This window comes from Acinetobacter dispersus (genome assembly GCF_009884975.1).
GTDB lineage: Bacteria > Pseudomonadota > Gammaproteobacteria > Pseudomonadales > Moraxellaceae > Acinetobacter > Acinetobacter dispersus.
In genome coordinates, this window is the sequence record NZ_CP041970.1 from 3154957 (window position 1) to 3180796 (window position 25840).

Below are 25840 nucleotides of genomic sequence, written 5' to 3' on the forward strand. Positions count from 1 at the left end.
GTCACTGTATTTTTGTAAGCGACCTCTAGACACTACAGATAAAAGGTCGCATCATCCCGCTTATCACGGATGATCAAGCTCCACCATGACCACAAACAAAATTAATGCTGCGGAAAGTATCCGAGGCTTGGCATGTCTCGCCGTTGTGTTGTCACATCTATCACTGACCTTTTTTCCGCAACTGCATAATTTTGATGTCAGTGCTGTACCGCAATATGATTTTTTTGCGCAGTTACATCACTCGCCCTTGGCCTTCTTTTATTCAGGTACAGGCGCGGTTTTTGTGTTCTTTGTTTTAAGTGGCTTTGTACTGACATTATCCAGTTTTAAAAAGCACAATACCGCAGCACAATTGAAAAATTCCTTGGTCAAACGTTACCCACGCTTGGCAATTCCAGCCTTCGTCTCTTGTATTATTGCTTATCTGGTGTGTTTTGTGCCTGTGGATGTGTCGCATGTTTCTGAATGGGGAGCAGCACTCGCCAACCCACATCCGCAACTGGGTACCGCCTTATATGAAGGCAGTATTGGCGCATTCTTATTTGGCGATTCCAGTTATAACTGGGTGCTGTGGACTATGCAAATTGAGTTGCTTGGGTCACTGGTGATTTATCTGGCTTGCTATCTCTATGGCAAGCTGCCAATTCTATGCGGTCTATTTCTCATCATCAGCATTGTGACCGCGTATATGATCTCGCAAACCGTGTTGCTGGGTCTTCTCAGTTTTGTTTTGGGGATGGCACTGTTTCTCTATGCCGCAGAACTGAGTACAGCAGTTTCAGTACTGCTATTTTTGTTGGGATTGTATTTTTGTGGCGCCCATAACAGTAGCTCAAGCTATCAGATTTTTAGCCAGTTCCTCGGTGAACAAACATATGACTACCTCAACTTTATTGGCGGCTTTTGTATTGTTTATGCGGTGCTGAAAGGTAAGTGGTTAGCACAGTTTTTTGATCGGTCTGTTTTGGTATTTCTAGGCAAAATCTCATTTTCGATTTATTTAATTCATCTTGCTGTACTTTATGCTTTGGGGATTCCATTGTTTAATCTATTGCATGTGCAATGGGGTTTCTCCTATTTAAATGCAGGATTATTGGCAAGCCTATTAAGTGTGTTATTGAGCATTGTGTTGGCACAGCCGTATAGTCATTATGTCGATGATCTTGCGATTAAAGTCTCGAATAAACTGGCAAAAATGTTTTGAACCGCACACTAAGTCGTGTGCAGAGCCTATGTAGGGCTGCTCGGAACTTGACCAAACATTACAAAAATAATCAGTGAACGCTTTCTATTACAAGCGGAATCCGCTTTAATCAAAAAAGACATAATAAAAATATGGATTTTAATTCATGAACCGTACTTATCTCAAACGTTGCGCCTTATTCACTTCTATATCACTGGCTGTTGCGGGCTGTGCAACCACGGCAGTGCCTGTCATTGCAACAGAACAACTGTTTTATGGGGCCCCATTCTGACCATGTCAGGCAACAGTCCTGAATATGCAGAAGCCCTGTTGGTAAAGGATGGAAAAATTGTTTTTGTGGGCTCAAAGCAGCAGGCTGAACGCTTGGCAGATAAAAAAGTTCAATCTATTGATCTAAAAAATAAAACCTTATTGCCAAGTTTTATTGACGCGCATAGTCATGTGAATATGGTCGGTTTCCATCAAATGGTGGCCAATCTCTACCCAATGCCTGATGGTCAGGTCTCAGATATCAACTCTTTGGTGAATGTGCTGAATAGCTGGAAAGTCCAAAATCCATCCGTGATTAAAACTATGGGAGGCTGGATTTTGGGAAATGGCTATGATGACGCACAACTCAATGAGCAGCGTCATCCGACGGCAACCGATCTAGATCGGGTGTCCCAAGACCAACCGGTGATGATTTTGCATCAATCGGGGCATTTGGCCTCTGTGAATCATAAAGCACTGGAACTGCTGAAGATCAATCAAAATACCCCAAACCCAGCAGGTGGCGTGATTCGCCGTGAAGCCAATTCAAATGTTCCAAATGGCGTGTTAGAAGAGTCCGCTTTATTTACCGCAATTGGCTCAATTTTTAAAGATGTACCCCCTGCGGTGATGTTCCAAATTGCAGAAAAAGGCATTGATGCTTACGTAAAAAATGGCTTTACCACAGTACAAGAAGGACGGGCGGATCAAGGGACCACGGAAATGTGGCACGCTTTAGCCAAGCAAAATCGACTGCCAATTGATGTCGTTTCTTATCCAGATATCACCACCAGCCAAGACTATATGCTTAAGCAAGGCAGCCAGCGAGAGTATGATCATCATTTTCGTATTGGTGGAGTGAAAATCAGTCTGGATGGTTCACCTCAAGGGAAAACAGCTTGGCTGACCCAGCCTTATCTGGTACCGCCTGAGGGTAAAGATAAGACGTATAAGGGCTATCCTGCCATGAGTAATGATCAGCAGGTCAAGGACTATATCAATTTAGCCTTTAAGCATGGTTGGCAGGTGCTTGCCCATGCCAATGGGGATGCAGCGATTGATCAGTTTATTGGGGCAGTGAAAGATGCCACAGCAAAACAAGGACTAGCAGATCGTCGTAGCGTATTGATCCATTCACAAACGATTCGCGATGATCAGCTGGATCAGCTTAAGGCCTTAGATATTATTCCTTCGTTCTTCTCGTTGCATACCTTCTATTGGGGGGATTGGCATCGTCAACAAACCTTAGGCGAAACTCGAGCTGCACATATTTCTCCAACTGCAACGGCTTTAAAAAAGCATCTGATCTTTACGGAGCATCATGATGCTCCTGTGGTCCCACCGAGTAGCATGATGATGCTGGATGCGACCGTGAACCGAGTAACGCGGAGCAATTATGTTTTGGGGGCAGAGGAGCGTATTAGCCCATATCTGGCATTAAAGTCGATGACAGATTGGGCTGCGTATCAGTACTTTGAAGATCAAAACAAGGGTACTTTAAGCCAAGGTAAATTGGCTGATTTGGTGATTCTGAATCAGAACCCGCTGACTGTACCGAGTCGTGAGATTAAAAACATTAAAGTGCTGGCAACCTATAAAGAAGGCAAACTGATTTATCAGAACGCGCAGAATTAAACTGAAAACCGAGCAAGAAGGCTCGGTTTTTGATTACTACCAACGATAATTGATCTTGCCGTAATAGAACGCACCATTAAAGCCAAAAGGCGAGAACTGGCTATAAGGCAAGCTGCCGCCTGTGGGTTGGTTGATATCGTAGACATCTTTATCAGGATATACATCGGTAATATTGTCGCCACCAACCGTGAAGTTCCAGTTTTGATATTGATAAGACAACGCTAAATCGAGTAACCATTTGGCTGAGAATTTTTGGTCTTTGGCTTCGCCAGAATTACTAAAGGTTTTAAAGCTGCCATAACGTGTGAGATTGGTATTCACAGTGAAGTTTCCAAGCTTATAGTCATTCGCTAAACTGAATTTATGTTCAGGAGTACTGCCAGCCAATAAACCGTATTGCTCTCGACGATCCAGACGCGTGAGGTTAATGCCCAGCGCATCTAAGATGGCTGGATTGCCATCCACATGGGTCACTTTATTTTTATTGTAGTTGTAGGCCAGTGAGGTATTCAGTTCGCCATAAGGCAAATTAGTCCATTTATAGGTCGCAACTAAGTCAACACCGCGCGTGCGGGTATCGCTGGCATTGTTGAAATAACGAATCGTGTTGAAGTTGGTGTCGGTGATCCCTTTTGAATTCAGGTATTGGCGAACGGTCGCACTGCTGGCATTGATATTTGAGGACAGGCTAATCCGATTATCAATGTCGATTTGATAAGCATCCAAAGTCACATATAGTTGATCTGTAGGTGTCAAGACTAAACCCACACTATAGTTTTTAGATTTCTCTGGTTTAAGTTGTTCGGCACCAAGCAGTTGAGCAACGTATGACGTGGTGGGAAAGGTACCTGCTTCAGCAAATTGACCATTGATCAGCTGTGAAGAGGTTTGGGTGAAATATTGTTGGGCAAGACTTGGGGCGCGGAAACCAGTAGAGGCACTACCACGTACCGCAATCGCTGGGTGAATGGCATAACGTAAAGATAATGATGCATTATCGGTGTGACCAAAATCATTGTAATATTCATGGCGATAGGCTGTAGATGCTGAGAGTTTTTCAGTTAAATTGGCCTCTAAATCCAGATAAGCCGCATAACTGTCGCGTGACCATTCACCAGCATCGGCAGAGCGAAAGCCTGCTAATCCAGAAGAACCACTTTTATAATAAGATGCTGGATCACCCGCTTGGATTTGATACTTCTGATTTAAATATTGCGTACCAAAGGCAACATTCAGTGGGCTGGCGAGTGCTGTAAGATTAAACTCTCGAGAAAGATCAAAATTCACTACCGTTTGTGCATTTTTCAGTGTGCCATTTTGGAATCCAAAAGGCGTGGTAGCGGTGTCTTTATAGAGATCGACATTAATGGTCTTGGTATCGACATCATAACGATTTAAACCATAATTCACCGAGGCATCATAATGCCAATCTGACCAATCGCCTTTGATCCCTGCAACTGCACCAAAATCATCGAGTTGGCCTTGAATGATGGGTAGATAGCCATTGGGAAACAAGGCAGGAATATTATTGGAGGCGTTGCTTAAACGATAGAATCCAGCAGTTTCTGCATTACGATGGCTATAGGTCGCAAAAGAATACAGCTCGGCATGATCACTGAGGTCATAACCTAAATTCAAGGCTGCTTTTACCTCATCGGAATCTGGATCACCAAAACGGAACGTACGCTGTCCATAGGTACTTGATTTGGGATCACGCAGGTCAGGGCCAGCACGATTGGTGGCTTGGCTATCCTGCCATTCCCCTGAAAAGATCGCGTAACCATAATTATTCAGTTTGGTGCCACCTGAAACAAAGGATTGCTTCTGTTCACCATCTCCTTTGTTATAAACCCCGTATTTAATACCTGCTTCGCCATGTGTAGGGTTGGATTTCAAAATAATATTAATCACGCCTGCAATTGCATCGGAACCATAGCGAGCCGATGCGCCTTCACGCAGTACTTCGACACGGCTAATCGCTGAGATCGGGATCGCATTTAAATCGGTTGGGGCAGAGCCACGGCCAATGGTTCCGCCAAGGTTAATAAAGGCACCTGTGTGGCGACGCTTACCATTAACCAGAACCAGTACTTGATCAGGTGCAAGTCCTTTCAGTTGAGCAGGTCGAACCAGTTCAGTTCCATCCACCACAGTTGGACGTGGAAAATTAATTGAAGGAATAATTCGAGATAGCGCCGTGCCGAGTTCATTGGAGCCCGTTCGTTCGGTCAGCTCTTTGGCACTAATCACATCAATTGGCTGTAAGGACTCTGTTTGTGAACGATTGTTGGCACGGGTTCCTGTGACGACAATGGTCGCGAGTGTTTTGACTTGTTCTGGTTCGTTTGAATTGTTTTCAGCTGCGTGCACATTGCTGTATAGAGCAAGCAAAATCAGGCTAGCACTCAGACTTAAAGGAAAATTTCTTAAAATAGGAGTATTCATTTTGATCTTCTAACTCAAGTTCTGTAAACATTTGTGAACATGGTAGGAGCATCAAAAAAAATTCAAAAACAATATAAAAACATAAGGTTAGAACAAAACTCGCAAAGCTATATCTATGAAATTTAAGTTGATGATTTATATAGTATTGATATTTAAAATGAAGTTGCTCATTTTTGAATAGGCAATAAAAAACCAGCCCCATTGAGCTGGTTTTTATGTGTGCTAGAGGTTTAGCCAGACTTAGATATTGTCTAAGTTAATGCCTAAACGTGCAGCAACTTCTTCATACGCTTCAACCACACCACCTAAACCTTGGCGGAAACGGTCTTTATCCAGTTTTTTCTTGGTGTCTTTGTCCCATAAACGACAACCGTCTGGAGAGAATTCATCACCCAAAACGATACGGTCATGGAATACACCGAATTCAAGTTTGAAATCAACCAGAATCATATTACCTGCATCGAATAATGCTTTCAGTACATCATTCACTTGGTAAGTGAGTTCTTTCATTTTTTCAAGTTGTTCCGCCGTTGCCCAACCTAAAGCAATCGCTTGAGATTCGTTCACCATTGGATCGCCAAGTGCATCATCTTTAAAGAATAATTCAAATGTTGGCGGTGTTAATTCTTTGCCTTCTTCAACGCCTAAACGACGGCAAAGTGAACCAGCAGCATAGTTACGAATGACACATTCAACTGGAATCATCTGAAGTTTTTTAACCAGTACTTCAGTTGGAGAAAGCAATTTTTCAAAATGCGTTTCGATACCTGCTTCAGCCAGTTTTTCCATGATGAAGGCGTTAAAACGGTTGTTGACCTTGCCCTTACGATCGAGTTGCTCAATTTTTTCGCCATTAAATGCCGAGGCATCATCACGAAAGACCAAAATCAGGTGATCAGCGTTATCTGTCTCGTATACAGATTTTGCTTTACCAGTATAGAGCAAGGTTTGTTTTAACATGGAGGAACCTTTTGAAAAATATGCCTAGTAAACGACTAGGCTGGCCAATTTTGGTAAATCTGGGCTAACACTTCAGTTGCAACTTTAGGGTCGGCAAAGGTGGTGTCAGGTTTGAAGAGGGCAATGGTATTGCTTGAACCAACAGCAGAAAGCTTCAATACGTAGTTTTGATTGTCAACCTGAATGGTTGCTTCATAACCATGATCTGCTTGAGAGATGACTTTGTAGTTGAGGCTGCTGACCGTTGCAAAGGCATATTGCCAAGCACTTGCTGTTGGACCTTCCACTTTCAGTAATGGGTTTTTATTACCATCCATCACCAGTTGTGGACGACCCAAGCTGGTTGCTGTCGCTTCAGTGGTATTGCTTGTAGTTTGCATTGACTCTGGGCGAGGTAATGCATAACGGTTGCCAGTCTTGCTTTCAAATGTTGGCGCATGTTGAATCGCTAGTGGATCAACCGTCGGTGCTGGATACAATGGCGTGAATGGTCTTACCGTTGCATTCTCAGGGAACTTGAGTGGTTCAAGCGCTTGCGCTTTTTTATAATCTAAAGAATGATTATTGAGGGCAAAACGACCACAACCAGCCAAACTTAAAGCTGAAATGACTAGGACAACACCAAGACGTAATTGCATCATAAATTGCTCGTATTAAATAATGCCCGCAGTTTTTAAATCTGTGCGGAGCGGTTCACGATATTGTTCTGCTAGAGCGGTTAGTGGCAGGCGTAAACCTGTACTAATGTATCCCATCTCATGCAACGCCCATTTCACAGGAATTGGGTTTGATTCGCAAAACAAAATATTGTGTAGATTTGCAATTTGTTGATTCAGATTTTGCGCTTTTGCTTTATCACCCGCCAAGGCAGCTTCACAAACTTCGCTCATTTGTTTTGGTGCAACATTGGCTGTTACAGAAATATTACCTTTAGCACCTAATAAAATCAGTTCCCAAGCAGTTTCGTCATCGCCTGAGTAAACTGCGATTTTACCATTTAAACCTTCGATGAGGGCTTGACCACGTGGTACATCGCCTGTTGCATCTTTAATCCCAACAATGTTTTTAACATCGGCTAAACGAATGACAGTTTCATTTTGCATATCAACGCCAGTACGACCTGGAACATTATAAAGAATTTGTGGAATATCAACTGCTTCAGCAATTGCTTTATAGTGTTGATATAAGCCTTCTTGTGTTGGTTTATTATAATATGGCGTAACGAGCAATGCCGCATCGGCACCGAGCTCTTTCGCTGCTTTAGTGAGTTCGATTGCTTCGTGAGTTGAGTTTGCACCTGTGCCCGCGATAATTGGGATGCGTTTATTGGCTACACGAATCACTTCTTTGATGACTTGTGTGTGTTCTTCCATGCTTAATGTAGACGCTTCGCCCGTTGTGCCAACAGCAACAATACTATGTGTACCTTGTTGGACATGCCACTCAACGAGCTTCTCAAGGCTCTTCCAATCTACGCGACCATCTTCAAACATAGGGGTGACGAGTGCGACAATTGAACCTTGAATATTCTGTGCTAGCTGAGTCATTTTAAAAAACTATCCTATTTTCCCATCCGAGATTGAATTAGTTGAAACGAAATATTGGATGGTTGCAGTATTTTGATTCGCCGTTCAATAATGAATTCGATTGAATGACAATTATGCAAATTATGACTGATCAGCGGCATAAGAACAATATGCTTTAGTCAAACAGCTGAAAACTTTCATTCATCTTTGTCCTGAATGATTTTCATCTTATGAAATGTTGATGCATGGCTAGTCAGGCGAAGGCTGGCAGCGTATGGTATAGCAAGAAGTGATCTAGATTGAATAATGAGATGCGTACAGACTCTAAACACAGTGCCTTAATTGTTGTTGATGTGCAAAATGGATTTACCCCGGGTGGAAACTTGGCAGTCACTGATGCTGATCAGATTATCCCTGTGATTAATCAACTGGCGCGTCAGTTTGAAACGGTGGTGCTGACACAAGACTGGCATCCTGATCAGCATATTTCTTTTGCTGACAATCACGAAAATAAAGCGCCATTTGAAACCATTGAATTGTCCTATGGAACTCAAGTGTTATGGCCAAGACATTGTGTACAAGGCACACACGATGCTGAATTCCACCCCGATCTTGATATTCCAACCGCGCAACTGATTATTCGCAAAGGCTTTCACGTCAATATTGATAGCTATTCTGCCTTTATGGAGGCGGATCGAAAAACCCCGACAGGTCTCAAGGGCTATTTAAAAGAACACCAAATAGATACGGTCTATATTGTGGGGATTGCCACCGATTTTTGTGTGGCGTGGACGGCATTGGATGCTGCACAAATGGGTTTTAAAACTTTTGTGATTGAAGATGCCTGTAAAGCCATTGATTTAAATGGTTCATTGCAAAACGCATGGCACAACATGTTAGAACAAGGCGTTCAACGTATTCAGTCAGCTACAATTTTGCCACAAGCTTGAGCTGATTGATCTAAAGGCGTTAAACTTCTAAAACTGATGAATCAATATCAGTTAAATCATGACTTAAGGCAGAATTGAGCGTTTTATGACAGTCGAACTCGATGATTTTGATCAGAAAATTATTCATCATTTACAAATGAATGGACGTTTGGCCAATCAGGAGCTCGCTGAATTGGTGGGTTTGTCGACCTCGCAATGTTCACGCCGTCGTGTTCAACTGGAGCAGAAAAAAATCATCACAGGCTATTATGCACAAATTGCGTTGAGTGCTGATCCTGCGCCGATCATGGGCATTATTGAAGTGAAACTGCAGAATTATCATGATGCTACCCATGATCGTTTTGTTGAATTTCTGATGCATGAGCCTGCGGTTAAAGATATTCATAAACTGACAGGCAGTTATGATTTTGCACTGAAAGTTGCGGTTAAGAACTTGGATGAAATGGTCAAGTTGATCGGTATTCTATCTTCACAAAACTTTGGCGTCAGTAATCTGAATACCTCTATTGTGCTTGAAAAATTAAAAGAAAATGGGATCGCGATTAAATAAAGGCTAAGCTGGTTGTCGCTTCATTCGATACAAAATAACAGGCTGAGAGATTGACAACTATACAATATTCAAAATGGATGATTTTGAATATAAATTGCATTTATGGCAAAAAGATAAGAATAAATTGCGAAATTTTAATAAAAATGATCAAATATGTCATGTCTTTCCGTGAAAGACGTCTCTCCCTTTAGCTGTTCTCCTATTGAGTTGTACCATTATGAATACCGAGCAAAATGTATCTCTGGTAAGTCCAGTCATGCCTGTGATTGACCAGCACTCTAAAATTGAAGATGCATTGGCGATGTTGATCGGAACATTCATTCTTTCGTTTGCCATGACGTTATTACAGCAAGCAGGGATCATGACAGGTGGTACAGCAGGTTTATCTTTATTGCTCCACTACATTACCGACATCAAATTTGGTGTTTTGTTTTTCCTGATCAATATCCCATTTTATTATTTTGCCTATAAAAAAATGGGTATCGCGTTGGTAGTGAAAACCTTTATTGCCGTTGCATTATTAGCGGGGTTTACTGAAATGATCCCACAATTTTTTCACCTTTCGGATGTTAATCCGATTTACGCAACGATTTTTGCCAATGTCTTAATGGGGGTGAGTTTTTTGATTCTCTTTAGACATCGTTCTAGCCTAGGTGGTATCAATTTACTGGCGCTGTATTTACAGGAGCGCTTTAATATTGCCGCAGGAAAAGTACAGTTGGGCATTGATCTGATTATCTTGTTGGCTTCATTGTTCTTTGTGGATTGGAAATTAATTCTAATTTCAATTTTAGGCGTGATTATTCTTAATTCGATTGTTTTACTGAATCATAAAACCACAAGATACGTGGCTTAAACTTAAGATTTTTATTCTAATTAACTAAAAAATATAAAGAAAACTCGAAGGAGGGTAAACCCTCCTTCGAGGTAAAATATTATTCTACAGTGACACTCTTCGCGAGGTTACGTGGCTGATCGACATCTGTACCGCGTAACACTGCGACATGGTAAGACAACAACTGCACAGGTACGCTATAAACAATCGGTGCTAACCATTCATTTACCGCAGGGATGTGTACAACATGTTGACGGTCTTTACCATGAATACCGCTGTTTTCATCTGCAAAGACAAACAGTTCACCACCACGTGCTTGTACTTCTTCCATATTTGATTTGAGTTTATCAAGCATGTCATCTTGAGGCGCTAAAATCACGACAGGCATTTCATTATCCACCAAAGCTAGTGGACCATGTTTAAGCTCGCCTGCAGCATAACCTTCCGCATGAATATATGAAATTTCTTTCAACTTCAATGCGCCTTCAAGTGCGATTGGGAAGTGTGTTCCACGACCCAAGAATAAGCAGTGATTTTTCTCAACGAACAATGCCGATAAACGTAGAATCTCAGTATCACCTTGTAAGGTATCTAAAATTACTTTCGGGCAATGCCATAAGGCAGTGGTGATTTCATTCAGTTGGGCATCAGACAGGCGATTTTTGACTTGACCAACTTTCAAGATTAACAGCATCAACGCTGCAAGCTGAGTAGTAAAGGCTTTGGTTGATGCCACCCCAATTTCAGGACCAGCAAGCGTCAGTAAATGATGATCTGTTTCGCGTACCATAGATGAGGTTGCGACGTTACAAATCGTCATGGTGCTGATGTCAATGTTGCTTGCTTTGGCACGTTTTTGTGTTTCACGTAACGCTGCTAAAGTATCGGCTGTTTCACCAGATTGTGAAATACAGATATATAGTGTATTTGCCACAATCACTGGTGTACGGTAACGGAACTCACTTGCAATCTCAACTTGGCAAGGTACGCCAATCAGCTGTTCAAACCAATATTTAGCAATCATCCCTGCATGGTAACTGGTACCACAGGCAATGATTTGCACTTGCTGAATCTTGTCAAAATCAGCATTGGCATGGCTGAGGAAATCTTCACGTAAGCTGTTGCCATTTAATGCTTGAGAAATGGTTTGTTGAATTGCTTCTGGTTGCTCATAAATTTCTTTGAGCATGAAGTGCTTATATTCACCCTTAGATACATTGCTAACCGTTGCATCCAACTCTTTGACTGGGCGTTCAACACGTTGACCCTTTGCAAAAACTTCGATGCTAGTACGTGTAAGGCGAGCAATATCACCTTCCTCTAAATACACGAAACGATTGGTCACAGGCAATAAAGCCAATTGGTCTGAGCTGATAAAGTTTTCACCAATACCAACACCAATCACTAAAGGTGAGCCTTCACGAACAGTGATTAGCTCGTTTGGATGTGCCGTATGCACAATCCCAAGTGCATAAGCTCCCTTCAGGCGCGGTGTAATCTTTTGTACAGCTTCTAACAGACTGTCTGTTTGCTTCAATGCATCGTTAACGAGATGCGCAACAACTTCGGTATCGGTTTGTGAAGTAAATACATAGCCTAGCGCTTGTAATTCATCTTTCAGCTCTTGATAGTTTTCAATGATACCGTTATGAACCACAGCCACGTTGCCTGAAACGTGCGGATGTGCATTATTTTCAGTCGGTTTACCATGAGTTGCCCAACGTGTGTGTGCAATCCCGACATTTCCAGTTAAGTGCTGTTCTGACACGGCTTCAGCCAAGTTGGCAACTTTACCAACGCGACGTTCACGTAAGATTTTTTGATTATTTAATAAAGCTAAGCCTGCAGAGTCATAGCCACGGTATTCAAGACGTTTAAGGCCTTCAATAAGAATATCGGTTACACAACGTTCAGCAACGCCACCAACAATACCACACATAATTTTATCCTCTTATTTTTTCAGCTTTTGGGGACGTTGATAATTTGCTTTTTCAAACTGTTTTGATCGTTCGACAGCTAAACTATGCTCAGCCACATCTCGGGTGAGGGTTGATCCTGCACCTGTTGTTGCGCCTTGACCAATTTTGATTGGTGCAACCAATGAGTTATTGGTACCAATAAATACATTGTCTTCGATAATAGTACGATGTTTGTTCGCACCATCATAATTACAGGTAATGGTGCCTGCACCAATATTACAACCCGCACCAATATCAGCATCACCTAAATAGGTGAAATGGTTGGCTTTGGAGCCAAGTCCGATATTTGAATTTTTCACTTCTACGAAGTTACCGATATGTACGTCATTGGCAAGGTTTGCACCTGGACGTAAACGCGCGAAAGGACCAATTTGAGCACTTTCACCAACCACTGCATTTTCAAAAATGCTATAGGCTTGAACTTTGGTGCCCGCAGCAATACGGGTATTTTTTAAAATACATCCTGCACCGAGTTGTACGTTATCGCCCAGTTCACAGTCGCCTTCGATGATGACATTGACATCAATTTGTACGTCTTGTCCACATTTTAAACTGCCGCGTAAATCAAAACGATTTGGGTCAATCAGGTGAACGCCTTGCAGCATCAATTCTTTGGCTTGCTGCTGCTGGAACTGACGCTCCAAGGTAGCAAGTTGTAAGCGGTTATTCACACCTTCAACCTCAAACGCAAGCTCTGGTTCAACTGAGGCAACTTCTAAGCCATCTGCAATTGCCATTGCGACAATATCGGTGAGGTAATATTCGCCTTGTGCATTTTCATTGGAAAGTTGAGGCAACCACTCATGCAGTTTTGCATTACTGACACAATAAATGCCTGTATTAAATTCTTTAATTTGGCGTTGTTCTTCGTTGGCATCTTTATGTTCAACAATGGCTTGAATTTTACCATCTTTGCGAACAATACGACCATAACCTGTTGCATCATCGACAATGAGTGTGACTAAGCCAATGCCTGTTTGGGTTGATGCATCCAATAATTTTTGTAGGGTATCTGCCTGAATACAGGGCACATCGCCTGATAAAATCAGTGAGACACCTTCTTGCGGTAGCACAGGCAAAGTCATTTGCACGGCATGACCTGTTCCCAGTTGTTCTGCTTGTTCAACCCATTCGATTTGTTCGGCAGCAAAGTTTTGTTTAACCAGTTCACCGCCATGTCCATAAATGGTAATAATATTTTGGGCATGGAGTTTTTTTGCCGTTTGAATCACGTGTCCAAGCAGTGGACGACCTGCAAGTGGTTGTAATACTTTTGGTAGTTGTGAACGCATTCGCGTTCCTTTCCCTGCTGCAAGAATAATAACAGTCGTTGACATAACTAACTCTAATTCAATGGCTTAAGTCAAAATATAAAAATGAAGAATAAAAATACAGAGCGCTGCCCAAATTCCCGCAATAATGTCATCCAGCATAATTCCGAAGCCGCCAGACACTTTTTGATCTGCCCAACTAATTGGAAAAGGTTTCCAGACATCAAATATACGGAATAATACGAATCCAACAATGACCCACAGCCAATTCATTTGCTGTAAATACAGCAAAGGTAACAGGGTGATTGATTGACCTGCAAATTCATCCCAAACAATACGTCCGTCATCATGAACATTGATGACTTTTGCGGTATGTCCACAGATATAAATGCCAATTAAGGACATGAATATGATTGCAATCAGGCTTGCTGATAAACCCAAATATAACCACAGTGGGACAAATAACAGCGCAAAGGCAGAACCAAAAGTTCCAGGTGCTTTAGGTGCTAAACCAGAGCCAAAACCGACACCGCAGAATACGATGAAGCGGTCAAACCAAGTCATTTGGTTAAAGTGAATGGGAGGCTTATGCAAAGTGTTGGTATCCATGAACATGTAATGGGTGTGCTTTGCCCATATACTCAAATAACAATCCAGTTTGTTGGGTAATTTCGCCGATTATTGTAAGCGGAACATCTAATTGTTGTCGCGACAGTTCTTTGAAGTTTTGCGGTGATATTGTAAAGCATAATTCGTAATCATCACCACCTGCAAGTGCATAATGCCAAGCCTGTTGCAAATCAAGCTGTTTGAGTGATGCATCTATCGGAAGCTGATCTAGCTGTAATTTTGCACCGACATCGGATGCTTTTAAAATATGACCTAAGTCTTGAGCCAATCCATCTGAGATATCAATCATACTCGATGCCAACCCTTTGAGTTGTTGACCCAAATGACAACGTGGGGTTGGATAATCTAAGCGTTGTTGTAGTGTATGGCCTAGATGCTGTAATCCAAACGCGGCATCGCCAATTTGCCCACTGACACAAATATAGTCGCCGATTTGAGCGCCTGCGCGAGTAATGGCCTGACCCTGTTCAATCCAGCCTAAGGCGGTCACACTAATGGTCAGTTGAGCACTTTGAGTGGTATCACCACCAATCAGACTGACACCAAACTGATCGCAGCAATCAAACAAGCCCTGACTAAAGCCAGCCAGCCAGTCATGATCAACAGTCGGGAGACTCAGTGCGAGTAAAATACTATGGGGTTTTGCTCCCATTGCCGCCAAGTCCGATAAATTGACAGCGACACTTTTCCAGCCGATGGCGTGAGCAGCAGTATCTAAGGGGAAATGACGACCAGCAACCAGTGTATCTGCACAGATCACCAATTGTTGTGAAGGAGGGGGGGTAACGATGGCTGAGTCATCTCCGATACCTAAACTGACATCAGATTTGGATGCACGTTTAAAGTAACGTTCAATAATGGAAAACTCAGCCATACAACATCAAGCCTATTATTTTGCTTGTTGTTTTTCAGCTTCACGAAGCTTTGAGGAAAGACGGTCTAATACACCGTTGATGTATTTATGACTATCTGCGCCACCAAAGTGTTTAGCTAGCTCAATTGCTTCATCAAGTACAACACGGTATGGAACTTCGAGATGATCTCGTAATTCATACGCACCGAGTCGTAGGGTTGCAAGCTCGACACCATCCAATGCGCTTAATTCACGATCAAGCACTGGAATGAGCAACTCATCTAAAGCTTCATGTTGAGCAATCACTTGAGTGAGTAATTCATGGTAATAGTTAAGGTCAACTTTGTGCATGGCATTTTCTACACGCGTGCGTGCTTCAATTTCATGTACTGGGTTCTGACTCATTTGCCATTCATAAATCCCTTGTACAGCAAAACGACGTGCTTTGCGTTTCGCTGCATAAGCGGCCTGAAGTGTTTGCGACATGCTTTAAATTGCCTTTAATAAGTTAACCATTTCGATTGCAGTCAATGCAGCTTCGCTACCTTTGTTTCCTGCTTTCGTACCAGAACGCTCGATTGCTTGCTCAATGCTGTCTGTAGTCAATACACCATTGATTACAGGCATTGTGCTTTCAAGAGCAATCACGCCTAAGCCTTTTGCACATTCACCTGCAACAAAGTCAAAGTGAGGTGTGCTGCCACGAATCACTGCACCTAATGCAATGATGGCATCAAATTTATTTGAAGCTGCTAATTTTTTCGCAACAATCGGCAGTTCCCATGCACCTGGTGCATGAATAACAGTAATCGCTTCTTCTGCAACGCCATGACGTTTTAGAGTGTCGATTGCGCCTTCAAGTAAATGTTCAACAACGAAGCTGTTGAAACGACCGACTAAGATCGCATAACGACCTTCGCTTGCGAGATGTAATAAACCTTCAATTCGGCGAATTGCCATAGCAACCTCGATTATTTTGCTGTGATTTGATCGGCAGTGATGTATTCCACTACCTCTAAATTAAATCCGGATAAAGCATTGAAACGAAGTGGAGAACTCAACAACTTCATTTTCTCAACACCTAAATCACGTAAAATCTGTGCACCCACACCAATGGTTTGATATTGATGAGAAAGTGCTGCATTGGATTTGAGTGGTTTTGGCTGATTTAAATTCTGCAATGCAGGACCTAGGTCTTCTAATTGACCCTGACCAATCCATACCAGTACACCGCGATCACTTGCAGCAATGGTTTTCATTGCAAGATCTAAGTTCCACGCAGGAGAACCATCGGCTTTATTAAGTTTTAATAAATCACGAATCGGGCTGAAACCATGGACACGTACCGTAGTGACGCCTTGTTTTGGTTCACCTTTAACTAAGGCAACATGAATATCAGGATTGCCGATTTCACGATACTTATACAGCTCAAACGTTCCGTATTCGGTATCAATGGTTTCTTGAGACAAACGTTCAACGGTTTGTTCATTGGTCATGCGGTAATGGATCAGGTCCGCGATGGTTCCAATTTTTAAGCCGTGTTTTTCTGCAAACACTTCTAAATCAGGACGACGCGCCATTGTACCGTCATCATTGATAATTTCACAGATCACAGAAGCTGGCTCTAGACCTGCTAAGCGGGTGAGGTCACAACCTGCTTCGGTATGACCTGCGCGGTGTAAAACACCACCTGGTTGTGCCATTAACGGGAAAATATGACCTGGTTGAACAATATCACTTGGTTTAGCATGTGCCGCAACTGCAGTACGAATAGTATGGGCACGTTCTGCAGCTGAAATACCTGTACTGATGCCTTCTGCAGCTTCAATCGAAAGCGTGAAGTTGGTTGCGTGTTGCGCGCCGTTCTGATCAACCATCAATGGAAGGTTGAGTTGTTTACAGCGGTCGCGACTGAGTGTTAAGCAAACCAAACCACGTGCATGGGTAATCATGAAGTTAATATCTTCAGGGCGAACATGCGTTGCGGCGATGACTAAGTCACCTTCATTTTCACGATCTTCATCATCCATTAGGATGACCATTTTGCCTGCACGAATATCTGCAACAAGCTCTTCAACATGACTCAGCGGCATTCGCTTTCACCTTTTATCTTGCCTTTTTAGGCACTAGTATTCGATAAATCTGGCATAGTTTACCGCATTTTAAAAAATTTCGCCTGTGCTTCTTTATCAATAAAAAGTCAGACTAAACAAATTATCTTGCAACACTTTATCCTGCCCAATTTTGCCACTTTACAAAGCGGTGTGATGCGATTGTAAGCTTTATATGTATGGACTAAACAAAAAAACACAAGGCTTTGTATCTAGACAAAGCCTTGTGTTTAGAATGACTCTATTCGCGGAGCCTTTGTGCTATTTATTCAAGCTCTGTCGATGCTTTGGCTTTTTTACCCATTAAAATTTCTGTACGTAACGTTTGAGCAACGGTCGCACATTGTTCATTCATACCATTAATCATAAAGGCATGGCGGGTCATGATATTACTTGGGTTTGGCATTGCCACCAATTCATAACTGTTTTGAATGGTTTTGAGCTGCTCATGATTTAAATGCAAAGCTGCTTCTTTGGCATGTAAATGTTGTGCCAATCGTTTCGCTGCTTCAACTGCATCTAGCTGCATTGCATCGACTGCACTTGCAACTGCACCGCGAGTTTGTAAGGCAAAACGTTTATCTTCACGATAACGTTTATACAGTACATCGGCCAATAATTGGAAAACAGCTCCGACCATCATCAGACATTCAAGGGCATGACTGTTTTCAGACGTCGTGGCTAAGCTTGCACCATCTGCATTGAATTCTTGAACCACCTGAATTTGAGCCGCATCAATCTGGTAATGCTTGGCACAAAGCGCAATACTTTTATCTAAAAATAATTGGCATAGTTTGAAATACGGGACCGAAACAGATTGGTTCACACTACTCAATAATTGTTTAGGATCATAAAATTGAATATTGAGCGCTAAAGCTTGATGATCCAGTGATACAGATTCCACTGGATTTTTTTCAACACGCGGTTTGGTTTGAGCTTTTGCCTGCTGTTGTGCCTGAGCAACCAAAGTCACGGCATTTTGTTTTTCAAGGGCAAGAGCTTGGGTTAAACGTTGAATCTCATGCTTGAGATGATTCTCTTGATTGATACGTGCTAAGTATTCGCTACGTGTTGGGCGTGCGATGGCGCGATATGCCAACCAAATCAAGCCATGAATGAACAGTGAAACTAAAATCGCTAACCATTGAGTCCGCAAAATCTCACCGATACTCGGTTGGATTAAGGTAATTTCAACGGTACCGACTTTCTTTTCATTTTGTAGCGCATCGCGAACAAACACTTCACCTTGGCGGGTTTTAGCCATACCACTGGTTGCAAGCACTTGTTTATTGGCGTCTAAAATACGAATGGATGCAACACTTGGGTTGGTTGCATAACGATTCGCCACCAATGCCAGCGAAACGGTATTGGCTGGTTCCAACTCAGCAAGACTATCTGCCACTAACTGACTGGTCATCAGTTGTCCTTGGCTAGCGCGATTTTCATTGAGTTGATGTGTCGTTGCAATCACCAATAAAAAGGTATGCAATGCAAAACTTACGATCAGTAGGCTAGCAAATAGCCCTTGGCGAGGCGCATTCAAGTTAAATTTCCAAGGCAAATAGATTCATGGGTTATGTTATGATTCTTACAATAGTTGTCGCTCAACCACGAGTCAATTCATGCGAGAAATCATTCTTATATCCTTTCTAGGACCAGATCAACCGAATCAGTTTACTCGATTAATGCAGGTACTATCCGTACATTCTTTGCAAATACTCGATGTGGGGCAGGCAGTTATCCATAATCAACTGACCCTTGGGATCGTTGTTGCATCGGATAATGAGACTGCAACTGCATTAGCAATGAAAGAGATTTTGATTTTAGCACATGATATTGGCTTAACTGTGCGATTTAAACCAATCTCCAACGCAGAATATGATCAATGGGTAAGTGAAGGTGGTCGAACTCGCTATATCGTGACTGCGCTTGCACCTGAACTTACCGCTGCACATCTACAAGCCGTGACTAAAATTGTATCAAGTCAAGGCTTTAATATTGAAACGGTCACTCGTTTATCGGGGCGTTTAGATCTGGATGCAGAAAGCCAATTTCCACGTCGTGCCTGTGTGCAGTTTGGCCTCAGCGGACAGATGTTGGATGCACAAGCGATGCGTGCAGCATGTTTAAGCCTATCTGGTGAGTTAAATATTGATGTCGCTGTGCAAGAAGACAATGCCTATCGCCGTAATCGTCGTTTAGTTTGCTTTGATATGGACTCCACCTTGATTGAGCAAGAAGTAATTGATGAACTGGCATTAGAAGCAGGCGTTGGCGCCCAAGTTGCTGAAATTACTGAGCGTGCCATGTTGGGTGAACTTGATTTTCAACAAAGTTTCCGTGCCCGTGTTGCCTTATTAAAAGGTTTAGATGCTTCGGTATTGCCGAAAATTGCAGAACGTTTGACGGTGACTGAAGGGGCAGAGCGTTTGATCTCTACCTTGAAAGCCTTGGGTTATAAGACTGCAATTTTATCAGGTGGTTTCCAGTACTTTGCTGAGTACTTACAAGCAAAACTTGGGATTGATGAAGTACATGCCAATATTCTTGATGTAGAAGATGGTTTTGTGACAGGTGAAGTGAAAGGTGCGATTGTTGATGGTGCTCGTAAAGCGGAGTTACTGCGTCAGCTGGCCGAAAAAATGGGGATTTCGCTAGAGCAGGCGATGGCCGTTGGTGATGGTGCCAATGACTTACCGATGCTTTCAATTGCAGGTCTAGGCGTTGCATTCCGTGCTAAACCTTTGGTCCGTCAAAATGCCAATCAGGCAATTTCAAGTGTGGGTTTAGATGGCGTGCTGTACCTATTAGGTATGCATGATAAGGATTTAAACCGCGCTTAGAGTAACATTTATCGCGTTTTAATAAGGTCGCTTTTACTGCGGCCTTATTCATTTTTTGTACGTCATTTATTCGTCATAATTATGTCTAAATGTATAGAAAAACAACGATAAAAAAATTCCGAAAAAAGTTTTTTTGCAGCAAAAAAGAGGCATAGTTTTTTGTAATGACACGCTGTAATTGATGCTATATGGACATTCAAGACTTTTATATGTTTTAAAAATGTAATGACAAAAGCATATTGCGACAGCTTGTGTCGTAAGGTTAATTTCAGGCTCTTTTTTTCTAAAAAAAACGCTCCATAATGCATAAAGACGTTAATGCAATACGAAGTACTGTTAGAGATTACAGAACAATATAGAGGTCTGAATTAAATACAGGCCACCCCTTTTAAGACGGAGGTTTCTATGGAAGCAGCGAATTTCACCATGTGGGTTGGATTTGGCTTAATCGCTGTCGCAGTTATTGCTGTTTTCTTTTCTCCTTATCGTCGTTGGTTAGGTTTTATGTTGGCGGGTATGCTGTGCTGGGGACTGTTAGAAGTGGTGCGCTTTGGCGCTCAAACCATATTCGAGATGTCAGTCGCCTATAGTTATTTGACTGCGTTAAGCCTTGCGATGATAACGGTTACATTTATCCTTTTACGTGAAGACAAACAAGCACAAAAACAGCTGGCAAATCGTCAGTATATTGAACATACACCTGTATATAAGGACGACCAGCAGCAATGTTCTAGCAGATAAATTATAATAATTTGAATAACATCAAAGGCATGCTCAGCATGCCTTTTTTGTACTAATTTTCTGCAACAAAGCTTTTACAGACCCATATACAATTGTGCTAGGATACGGTTGTCTTAATTTTCATCATAATACTGTAGGCATAAATGTCATGAAGCTTTCTTCTTTACCTGTGGTTAAGTTACCTATCGTTGATGTAAGCACTGATCCACTTGATTTATTAGTGGCAGGTTTGGCGTTACGTATGAAGCAATTGGCACGTACGAGCCCAAAGTTTATTGAATTGGTTCATGACCGTGAATTTCGTATTCAGATTGGTACAGATTTAGGTTTGGCACGTCAGATCATTGTGAACCGTGGCAAGATCGAGACAGTGGCTGGTAGCCCAGAAAAAGCTGATTTTATTTTACAATTTGCATCGAGTGAGCAAGGTGTAAAAACGTTGCTAAAAGGCGACCCAACTGCATTTATGACCGGTATGCAAGATGGCAGCATCAAAATGGAAGGTGACTTTAGCCTGCTAGTTTGGTTTAACCAAGCGGCGAAGTTGATCCCACCTAAAGTACCAAAACCAGTCAAAGAAAAAATTCGTCAAGCACGTGCCTTTATTAAAGAAAAAACTGGCAAATAAGCTGACATAAAAAACTCCCAAATCGGGAGTTTTTTATTGCCTAGAATTATTCAATCTCTAAATTGAAAGTGACTGGTCCATCATTGATTAAATGAACTTTCATATCCGCTGCAAAAATACCTGTTTGCACATGGTCGAATTGTTGTTGTGCATATTCAACCAATTGTTCATATAGGGCTTTGGCTTCTGCTGGAGGCATGGCGGGTCCAAAGTCAGGACGTAGGCCTTTTTGAGTTTGTGCCATCAAGGTAAATTGTGAAACCAATAAAACCCCACCATTGGCTTGGCTAACATTCCAGCCCATTTTGCCTTGCTCATCATCAAAAATACGATACTTCAAAATCTTATCAATCAGCTTTTGGCCTTTTTCTAATGTATCTTCTTTGCCTAGACCTAAAAATACCAGTAAACCGTGTTGAATCTCACCTGTAGTTTCGCCCTCAACCACAACTTTGGCTTCGAGGACACGTTGAATTAATGCGCGCATAAAAATGAAGATCGGTATTGAATCAGCGCAACAGTCTAACAGATTTGGTTGTTCTACACCGACCCCAGCAAGATGATTGGTTGGCCTTAATCTTATTTTTCGATTTACTTCATTAAAATTATCTTTTTTATCTATTGTTTAAATCTTTGTATAGTCCCCGTGCAGGAAAGGTATTTAGATTTTGGATTTAATAGCATGTTTAAGCGAACTTTTTTATTTACGATAATGGCCGCAACGCTTGGCACCGCGTATGCAGCACCTTTAACAAAAGACAACGGTGCACCTGTAGGTGACAATCAAAACTCCATGACAGCCGGTGCGAATGGCGCAACGCTACTGCAAGATGTACAACTGATTCAAAAATTACAACGCTTTGGCCGTGAACGTATTCCTGAGCGTGTAGTACATGCACGTGGTACAGGCGTATACGGTGATTTCGTCGCAACAAAAGATTTGTCTGATTTAACAGTCGCTTCTATGTTTAAGGCAGGTACCACAACCCCTGTTTTTGTTCGCTTTTCAACGGTAATTCATCCTAAAGGTTCACCAGAAACCGCACGTGATCCACATGGTTTTGCAGTGAAATTCTATACGCAGCAAGGGAATTGGGATTTGGTCGGCAATAACCTACCCGTATTCTTTATCCGAGACGCGATCAAGTTTCCTGATTTTGTCCACGCAATGAAGCCAGATCCAGTCACCAATGTCCAAGATCCGAACCGTATTTTTGACTTTTTGAAGACTCAACCTTGGTCAATCAATATGTTGACCTATGTCTATTCAAATTTAGGCACACCTGAAAGCTACCGTACACTGGATGGCTTTGGCGTGCATGCATTCAAGTTATACAACGACAAAGGTGAGTATAAGTACGTCAAATTTAACTGGCGTTCGAAACAAGGCGTGAAAGGTCTGAATCTGGATCAGGTACGAGAAGTACAAGGCCGTGACTGGAGCCACTTGACCAATGATATGTATAAAAATGTCTATGCCGGAAACTATCCGAAATGGGACTTATACATTCAGGTACTTGATCCAAAAGATCTGGACAAATTTGATTTTAATCCATTAGATGCAACCAAAATATGGCCAAATGATCTAGTTCCTGAAGTGAAAGTCGGAACCTTGACCCTGAATCGTATGCCGAAAAACTTCTTTCAGGAAACAGAACAATCGGCATTTGCTCCAGGTAACTTAATTCCTGGGATTGAGCCATCGGAAGACCGTTTATTGCAAGGTCGTATCTTCTCCTATTCGGATACACAGTTATACCGTCTAGGTGCGAACCATCAGCAGATTCCAGTAAATCGTCCACATGTCGCGGTGAATAACAACAACCAAGAAGGCTTTATGAACATGGGACAAACTGAGTCACATGTCAATTATGAGCCAAGTACGATTGAGCCTAAACCATCCACTGAGATTGCACGTGCAGTTGCTACGCCTTTACAAGGAACAGTGATGCAGCATGCGATTCAGAAACAACAACCCTTCAAGCAAGCGGGAGAGTTATACCGTAGCTATTCAGCTGTTGAAAAGAATGACTTGATTCGTAATCTTGCTGCAGATTTAGGAGCAGTAAAAGACATCGAAACCAAGACCATTATGCTGTCTTACTTTTATAAGGCCGATGCCGATTATGGGACACGTCTTGCCAAAGTGCTAAATGTGAATCTAAAAAATGTACAGGCCAAAGCATCTCAACTAAAAGACGAATAAACGTTTTCATGATGTGGTAACAGGTGCCTGAATGTTACCCCCAGAAAGTCCTGTAACCTCAATAGCCTTTCCTGCACCTAGGGCGAGTGTTACAGGCATTCCTTTTTAGGCTTTTAATTGGATGTGAATAATGCTTCATTTTCGGTCTTTATTATTTACGATCAGCTTACTTTGTGGCAGTTTCTCTGTTTCTGCCAATACAGACACACCGTCTGTCACAGACAAAGGATCAGAGGAGGTGGTTGAGCTATTTTTCTCCGCAGCCAAAGTCGGCAATATCGAGGTCTTGCAAGAGTTTTTAAAGCACGGGTTCCCCGTTGATATTCAAGATCATTCTGGTTATAGCGCATTGATGATGGCGAGTTATTATGGGCAGAAAGATGCAGTAAAAACATTGTTGCAACACAATGCCAATCGTTGTCTACGAGACAAACGTGGACATACCGCTTTAATGGGGGCGATTGTCAAAGCTGAATGGAGTATTGCTAAACAATTACGTCAGGTCGACTGTGACATTAATGCAGAGAAAACTGGACAGCTCACTGCTGAACAGTTCGCGATTCAATTTGGACAACAGCAACGTTTAAAACAGATTCAGGCTGAGCTATCCAACTAAGCTTTGCTATTACTCTAAGCTATTGAATTCTAAAAGACGCTGAATCAAATGATTTCGAGAACAATATCCATCGTCGTAGACAGACTCATTTCTGCGTAAAAGTATGCTTTAATGCTTGAAATAGAATAGATCCTAATTCAGTCATGTCTACACCAATTATTCAATCTTTACTGGATACCGACTTATATAAATTCACCATGCTACAGGTGGTGTTACATCAGTTTCCGCAAACGCATAGTGTTTATTTATTCCGCTGTCGTAATTTAGAAGATACGGCTTATCCATTGGTTGAAATTTTGGATGATTTGAATCAGCAGCTGGATTTGCTGTGTGAACTGCGTTTTGCAGAAGATGAATTGCAGTATTTGCGTTCATTGCGTTTTATTAAAAGTGATTTTGTTGATTATCTGGAATTGTTCCAACTTAAACGTCGTTTTATTCAAGCCAGTATTGATGAGGCTGGGCGTTTAGATATTCGCATTGAAGGCCCGATGGTTCAGGCGATGATGTTTGAGATTTTTGTCTTGGCGATCGTCAATGAGTTGTATTTCAGCCGTATCCGTAATGATGAGGTTTGGGTTGAAGGTGAGCGACGATTGCAGCAAAAGCTGGTACAGTTGCAACAATATGAGCAAGAACAACAAGAAAATGACCCACCATTTTTAGTGTCTGATTTTGGCACTCGTCGTCGCTATAGTTTTGAGTGGCAAAAACATGTGGTGCAAGCCTTTCAGGCCGCTGCACCTAAAGTATTCCGAGGCACCAGTAATGTGCTGTTGGCAAAGCAATTAGGGATTAGCCCGATTGGTACCATGGCACATGAATTCTTACAGGCTTTTCAAGCACTTGATGTGCGTTTGCGTAATTTTCAGAAAGCTGCTTTGGAAGCATGGGTACAAGAGTATCGTGGTGATTTAGGTATTGCTTTGACCGATGTGGTGGGAATGGATGCCTTTTTGCGTGATTTCGATTTGTATTTTGCCAAGTTATTTGATGGTTTGCGTCATGATAGTGGTGACCCGTATGAATGGGGTGATAAGGCTTTCGCACATTATCGCAAACTCAAGATTGATACCAAGACCAAGATGTTAACTTTTAGTGATGGTTTGAATTTAGAAAAAGCATGGTCATTGCATCAGTATTTTAAAGATCGTTTCCAAGTAAGTTTTGGGATTGGCACCAATTTGACCAATGATATGGGGCAGAAGCCGTTGAATATTGTGTTGAAATTGGTGGAGTGTAATCGTCAGTCGGTGGCGAAGATTTCAGATAGTCCGGGTAAGACCATGACGGATAATGATACCTTCTTAGCGTACTTGCGTCAGGTGTTTGATATTGAAGAGAACGAAGTTAGCGTCTAAGCAAACAAGTTTAGAGGATGGTGATGGCGGTATCTTACTGGGCATTTTTTAAATATTAAGTTCAACCTTCGGTTCGACCTACTTTTCTTTCGGGAAAAGTAGGCAAAACCATTGTCATCCACAAAACCTGTTCATTTCCTTCTTCTATTTTATATTTCGCAGAAACAATATCTTGTAGATATTTCGCAGGTTGTGGATGACGTTTTCGAGTATCCAATTTCATGGGATAGCTTATATTAAATCTCAA

The 25840-nt window shown here is 42.0% G+C and carries 23 protein-coding genes and 1 pseudogene; 11 read left to right on the plus strand and 13 right to left on the minus strand.

Annotated features, from left to right (window positions below; all coding sequences use genetic code 11):
- Positions 1-85: 85 nt before the first annotated feature.
- Positions 86-1204, plus strand: coding sequence for an acyltransferase family protein (locus FPL17_RS14515; protein ID WP_159885768.1), 1119 nt, complete (start codon positions 86-88; stop codon positions 1202-1204).
- Between the two features lie 145 nt (positions 1205-1349).
- A pseudogene (locus FPL17_RS14520) lies at positions 1350-3088 on the plus strand (amidohydrolase).
- A 36-nt stretch (positions 3089-3124) separates the two neighbouring features.
- Here FPL17_RS14520 and FPL17_RS14525 read toward each other — a convergent pair.
- The 4 genes from FPL17_RS14525 to dapA form a co-directional block, all read right to left on the minus strand.
- Entirely contained in the window at positions 3125-5533 is a 2409-nt protein-coding gene (locus FPL17_RS14525) for a TonB-dependent receptor plug domain-containing protein (RefSeq protein WP_159885770.1), read from the minus strand.
- Positions 5534-5773: 240 nt separating this feature from the next.
- Positions 5774-6493, minus strand: a complete 720-nt coding sequence (gene purC, locus FPL17_RS14530) for a phosphoribosylaminoimidazolesuccinocarboxamide synthase (RefSeq protein WP_005186090.1) — start codon at positions 6491-6493, stop codon at positions 5774-5776.
- A 35-nt stretch (positions 6494-6528) separates the two neighbouring features.
- A complete protein-coding gene (locus tag FPL17_RS14535; protein WP_151715477.1) occupies positions 6529-7131 on the minus strand; it encodes a lipoprotein-34 precursor (NlpB) in 603 nt (200 codons plus the stop codon).
- 15 nt (positions 7132-7146) lie between these two features.
- Positions 7147-8040, minus strand: a complete 894-nt coding sequence (gene dapA / locus FPL17_RS14540; RefSeq protein ID WP_005186086.1) for a 4-hydroxy-tetrahydrodipicolinate synthase — start codon at positions 8038-8040, stop codon at positions 7147-7149.
- Between the two features lie 290 nt (positions 8041-8330).
- Between dapA and pncA the strand changes: the two genes are divergently transcribed.
- The 3 genes from pncA to FPL17_RS14555 all read left to right on the plus strand — a co-directional run bounded on the left by pncA (position 8331) and on the right by FPL17_RS14555 (position 10375).
- Positions 8331-8969 (plus strand): bifunctional nicotinamidase/pyrazinamidase, encoded by a 639-nt coding sequence (gene pncA / locus FPL17_RS14545; protein ID WP_159885771.1) that lies wholly within the window; start codon positions 8331-8333, stop codon positions 8967-8969.
- An 85-nt stretch (positions 8970-9054) separates the two neighbouring features.
- Positions 9055-9519: an Lrp/AsnC family transcriptional regulator gene (locus FPL17_RS14550; protein ID WP_005186081.1), complete on the plus strand. Its 465-nt coding sequence runs from the start codon at positions 9055-9057 to the stop codon at positions 9517-9519.
- Between the two features lie 217 nt (positions 9520-9736).
- Positions 9737-10375, plus strand: coding sequence for a YitT family protein (locus FPL17_RS14555; protein ID WP_005186078.1), 639 nt, complete (start codon positions 9737-9739; stop codon positions 10373-10375).
- Positions 10376-10454: 79 nt separating this feature from the next.
- On the opposite strand, the gene glmS is transcribed toward FPL17_RS14555, so the two are convergent.
- The 8 genes from glmS to FPL17_RS14595 all read right to left on the minus strand — a co-directional run bounded on the left by glmS (position 10455) and on the right by FPL17_RS14595 (position 18759).
- The gene (gene glmS, locus FPL17_RS14560; protein ID WP_005186076.1) at positions 10455-12293 is read right to left on the minus strand and encodes a glutamine--fructose-6-phosphate transaminase (isomerizing); all 1839 of its coding nucleotides are present in this window, start codon (positions 12291-12293) and stop codon (positions 10455-10457) included.
- A 12-nt stretch (positions 12294-12305) separates the two neighbouring features.
- On the minus strand, positions 12306-13670 hold the full coding sequence (gene glmU / locus FPL17_RS14565) for a bifunctional UDP-N-acetylglucosamine diphosphorylase/glucosamine-1-phosphate N-acetyltransferase GlmU (RefSeq protein ID WP_159885773.1): 1365 nt from the start codon (positions 13668-13670) through the stop codon (positions 12306-12308).
- A gap of 21 nt (positions 13671-13691) precedes the next feature.
- Positions 13692-14213 carry a phosphatidylglycerophosphatase A family protein gene (locus FPL17_RS14570; RefSeq protein ID WP_005186069.1) on the minus strand — a complete coding sequence of 174 codons (522 nt, stop codon included), beginning with the start codon at positions 14211-14213 and terminating at the stop codon, positions 13692-13694.
- Complete coding sequence (gene thiL, locus FPL17_RS14575; RefSeq protein ID WP_159885775.1) at positions 14191-15108, minus strand: thiamine-phosphate kinase; 918 nt, start codon at positions 15106-15108, stop codon at positions 14191-14193. The genes FPL17_RS14570 and thiL overlap by 23 nt, the downstream gene beginning before the upstream one ends.
- 15 nt (positions 15109-15123) lie before the next feature.
- Positions 15124-15573: a transcription antitermination factor NusB gene (gene nusB, locus FPL17_RS14580; RefSeq protein ID WP_004803459.1), complete on the minus strand. Its 450-nt coding sequence runs from the start codon at positions 15571-15573 to the stop codon at positions 15124-15126.
- A gap of 3 nt (positions 15574-15576) precedes the next feature.
- The gene (gene ribH / locus FPL17_RS14585) at positions 15577-16047 is read right to left on the minus strand and encodes a 6,7-dimethyl-8-ribityllumazine synthase (protein ID WP_159885777.1); all 471 of its coding nucleotides are present in this window, start codon (positions 16045-16047) and stop codon (positions 15577-15579) included.
- Between the two features lie 11 nt (positions 16048-16058).
- Positions 16059-17180, minus strand: a complete 1122-nt coding sequence (ribBA, locus tag FPL17_RS14590) for a bifunctional 3,4-dihydroxy-2-butanone-4-phosphate synthase/GTP cyclohydrolase II (protein ID WP_151715376.1) — start codon at positions 17178-17180, stop codon at positions 16059-16061.
- A gap of 283 nt (positions 17181-17463) precedes the next feature.
- Positions 17464-18759, minus strand: a complete 1296-nt coding sequence (locus tag FPL17_RS14595) for a DUF4175 domain-containing protein (RefSeq protein WP_167515372.1) — start codon at positions 18757-18759, stop codon at positions 17464-17466.
- Between the two features lie 61 nt (positions 18760-18820).
- Between FPL17_RS14595 and serB the strand changes: the two genes are divergently transcribed.
- From serB to FPL17_RS14610, 3 genes are all read left to right on the plus strand, one after another.
- Positions 18821-20041, plus strand: a complete 1221-nt coding sequence (gene serB, locus FPL17_RS14600) for a phosphoserine phosphatase SerB (RefSeq protein ID WP_004803468.1) — start codon at positions 18821-18823, stop codon at positions 20039-20041.
- A gap of 405 nt (positions 20042-20446) precedes the next feature.
- Positions 20447-20782, plus strand: a complete 336-nt coding sequence (gene aciT / locus FPL17_RS14605) for a ciprofloxacin tolerance protein AciT (protein WP_004803470.1) — start codon at positions 20447-20449, stop codon at positions 20780-20782.
- Between the two features lie 148 nt (positions 20783-20930).
- Positions 20931-21410 (plus strand): hypothetical protein, encoded by a 480-nt coding sequence (locus tag FPL17_RS14610; protein ID WP_005186060.1) that lies wholly within the window; start codon positions 20931-20933, stop codon positions 21408-21410.
- Positions 21411-21456: 46 nt separating this feature from the next.
- On the opposite strand, the gene dtd is transcribed toward FPL17_RS14610, so the two are convergent.
- Positions 21457-21897, minus strand: a complete 441-nt coding sequence (gene dtd, locus FPL17_RS14615) for a D-aminoacyl-tRNA deacylase (protein ID WP_005186058.1) — start codon at positions 21895-21897, stop codon at positions 21457-21459.
- Positions 21898-22092: 195 nt separating this feature from the next.
- Between dtd and FPL17_RS14620 the strand changes: the two genes are divergently transcribed.
- From FPL17_RS14620 to pncB, 3 genes are all read left to right on the plus strand, one after another.
- Positions 22093-23616 (plus strand): catalase, encoded by a 1524-nt coding sequence (locus FPL17_RS14620; protein ID WP_159885781.1) that lies wholly within the window; start codon positions 22093-22095, stop codon positions 23614-23616.
- A gap of 130 nt (positions 23617-23746) precedes the next feature.
- Positions 23747-24232, plus strand: coding sequence for an ankyrin repeat domain-containing protein (locus tag FPL17_RS14625; protein WP_159885783.1), 486 nt, complete (start codon positions 23747-23749; stop codon positions 24230-24232).
- A gap of 143 nt (positions 24233-24375) precedes the next feature.
- On the plus strand, positions 24376-25593 hold the full coding sequence (pncB, locus tag FPL17_RS14630; protein WP_159885785.1) for a nicotinate phosphoribosyltransferase: 1218 nt from the start codon (positions 24376-24378) through the stop codon (positions 25591-25593).
- Positions 25594-25840 lie beyond the last annotated feature (247 nt).

Excerpts from the sequence above, each read along its gene's own strand:
- FPL17_RS14550 (WP_005186081.1), top strand. The coding sequence starts at position 9,055 with ATGACAGTCGAACTCGATGATTTTGATCAGAAAATTATTCATCATTTA.
- thiL (WP_159885775.1), bottom strand. The coding sequence starts at position 15,108 with ATGGCTGAGTTTTCCATTATTGAACGTTACTTTAAACGTGCATCCAAA.
- FPL17_RS14570 (WP_005186069.1), bottom strand. The coding sequence starts at position 14,213 with ATGGATACCAACACTTTGCATAAGCCTCCCATTCACTTTAACCAAATG.
- pncB (WP_159885785.1), top strand. The coding sequence starts at position 24,376 with ATGTCTACACCAATTATTCAATCTTTACTGGATACCGACTTATATAAA.
- pncA (WP_159885771.1), top strand. The coding sequence starts at position 8,331 with ATGCGTACAGACTCTAAACACAGTGCCTTAATTGTTGTTGATGTGCAA.
- glmS (WP_005186076.1), bottom strand. The coding sequence starts at position 12,293 with ATGTGTGGTATTGTTGGTGGCGTTGCTGAACGTTGTGTAACCGATATT.
- ribBA (WP_151715376.1), bottom strand. The coding sequence starts at position 17,180 with ATGCCGCTGAGTCATGTTGAAGAGCTTGTTGCAGATATTCGTGCAGGC.
- FPL17_RS14620 (WP_159885781.1), top strand. The coding sequence starts at position 22,093 with ATGTTTAAGCGAACTTTTTTATTTACGATAATGGCCGCAACGCTTGGC.
- dapA (WP_005186086.1), bottom strand. The coding sequence starts at position 8,040 with ATGACTCAGCTAGCACAGAATATTCAAGGTTCAATTGTCGCACTCGTC.
- FPL17_RS14610 (WP_005186060.1), top strand. The coding sequence starts at position 20,931 with ATGAAGCTTTCTTCTTTACCTGTGGTTAAGTTACCTATCGTTGATGTA.
- ribH (WP_159885777.1), bottom strand. The coding sequence starts at position 16,047 with ATGGCAATTCGCCGAATTGAAGGTTTATTACATCTCGCAAGCGAAGGT.
- glmU (WP_159885773.1), bottom strand. The coding sequence starts at position 13,670 with ATGTCAACGACTGTTATTATTCTTGCAGCAGGGAAAGGAACGCGAATG.
- aciT (WP_004803470.1), top strand. The coding sequence starts at position 20,447 with ATGGAAGCAGCGAATTTCACCATGTGGGTTGGATTTGGCTTAATCGCT.
- FPL17_RS14515 (WP_159885768.1), top strand. The coding sequence starts at position 86 with ATGACCACAAACAAAATTAATGCTGCGGAAAGTATCCGAGGCTTGGCA.
- FPL17_RS14625 (WP_159885783.1), top strand. The coding sequence starts at position 23,747 with ATGCTTCATTTTCGGTCTTTATTATTTACGATCAGCTTACTTTGTGGC.
- purC (WP_005186090.1), bottom strand. The coding sequence starts at position 6,493 with ATGTTAAAACAAACCTTGCTCTATACTGGTAAAGCAAAATCTGTATAC.
- FPL17_RS14525 (WP_159885770.1), bottom strand. The coding sequence starts at position 5,533 with ATGAATACTCCTATTTTAAGAAATTTTCCTTTAAGTCTGAGTGCTAGC.
- serB (WP_004803468.1), top strand. The coding sequence starts at position 18,821 with ATGCGAGAAATCATTCTTATATCCTTTCTAGGACCAGATCAACCGAAT.
- FPL17_RS14535 (WP_151715477.1), bottom strand. The coding sequence starts at position 7,131 with ATGCAATTACGTCTTGGTGTTGTCCTAGTCATTTCAGCTTTAAGTTTG.
- FPL17_RS14555 (WP_005186078.1), top strand. The coding sequence starts at position 9,737 with ATGAATACCGAGCAAAATGTATCTCTGGTAAGTCCAGTCATGCCTGTG.
- dtd (WP_005186058.1), bottom strand. The coding sequence starts at position 21,897 with ATGCGCGCATTAATTCAACGTGTCCTCGAAGCCAAAGTTGTGGTTGAG.
- nusB (WP_004803459.1), bottom strand. The coding sequence starts at position 15,573 with ATGTCGCAAACACTTCAGGCCGCTTATGCAGCGAAACGCAAAGCACGT.